Genomic DNA, 1,286 nt, shown 5'->3' with positions numbered 1-1,286 from the left:
TGGGCTTTGCTGACTGCTGGGCGCTGATCCGTGAGTGGTACCAGCGCGAGCACGGCATTACCTTGGGCGATTACTCGGTACCGTACGAGTGGTGGGAGCAGGGCGAAAATCGCTACGACGATAACTGGGAGGCGGAGGGCTTTATCCAGGTGGACCCCACTGATATGCGTCACGGCGATATGATCATGATGCGCATACAGGCGTCGGTAACCAACCACGCGGCCATTTACCTCGGTCGCCACGAGTACCAGGACAATATCATGCTGCATCATAATTTCGGCAACCTGTCTGCCCGGGTGCCGTACGGCAAATATTACCGCGACCGCACCGTTCGTATGGTCCGACACAGGGAGCTGATGGATGCTGAAAACACTGATTCTTGAAGGCAGTATGGCGAAAAAGTTCGGGCGCGAACACCAGTTTCACGTTGAGGATCTGCGCGAGATGCTGCGCGCCATGTCCAGTCAGGTCCCGGGCTTTAAACGCTACCTGTCAGAAGGACATATGCAGGGGATCCGCTTTGCCTTCTTCAATGGTAAAAACAACATCGGTCTTGAAGAATTCGACATGACCCGCAGTGGCACGGTGTACCGGATTTCGGCCATTACCGAAGGTTCAAAGCGCGGCGGTGTGCTGCAGATCGTTATCGGGGCGGTGGCTCTCGTGGCCGCGTATTTTACCGCGGGTGCCTCGCTGACGGCGATAGGTCTGAGCACGGCTGCCGCAACCGCGACAACAACGGCCCTGACGGGTCTCGGCCTGTCGATGATGCTGGGCGGAGTGGTGCAGTTGCTTACCCCACAGCCGAAATACAACGTCGGTGCCTCGTCCAGCACGGACAACAAACCCAACTACGCCTTTGGCGCGCCGGTGAATACCGTGGCTGTGGGTTATCCGGTACCTGTGTTTTTTGGTGAGCGCGAGATCGGCGGGGCCGTCATCAGCGCGGGGATCTTCTCCAGCGACCAGCAGTGAAATTTATTGTCAGCTACAGGTCACCTCCGGGTGGCTTTTTTTATGGGTGAAATATGCGACTTCCCGAAGATGAAACCCTTATTCAGGGACGTAAAGGCGGTGGCGCTAAACAGCACACTCCTGTTGAGGATCCGGATGACCTGCTGTCGACAGCAAAATTAAAAATGCTGCTGGCGATCGCTGAAGGTGAAATTCAGGGTGAGCTGACGGCACAGAACATCTTCCTTAACGACACCCCGCTGGCGAACGCCGACGGCAGCTACAACTTCACCGGCGTGAAGTGGGATTTTCGCCCGGGCACTCAGGATCAG

The 1,286-nt window shown here is 56.7% G+C and carries 3 protein-coding genes; all 3 read left to right on the top strand.

The window, feature by feature from the left end:
* A partial coding sequence (locus tag WFM46_RS23965; RefSeq protein ID WP_336998719.1) for an NlpC/P60 family protein occupies positions 1-383 on the top strand: 383 nt, incomplete at its 5' end.
* Positions 361-975 (top strand): tail assembly protein, encoded by a 615-nt coding sequence (locus WFM46_RS23960; RefSeq protein WP_336998718.1) that lies wholly within the window; start codon positions 361-363, stop codon positions 973-975. The genes WFM46_RS23965 and WFM46_RS23960, both read left to right, overlap by 23 nt.
* A 53-nt stretch (positions 976-1,028) precedes the next feature.
* Positions 1,029-1,286: hypothetical protein (locus WFM46_RS23955; protein WP_336998717.1), on the top strand; the 258-nt coding region annotated here is incomplete at its 3' end.

The sequence above is a fragment of the Leclercia sp. M50 genome (assembly GCF_037150775.1).
GTDB lineage: Bacteria > Pseudomonadota > Gammaproteobacteria > Enterobacterales > Enterobacteriaceae > Enterobacter.
This window is presented reverse-complemented; position numbering and strand designations above follow the sequence as displayed.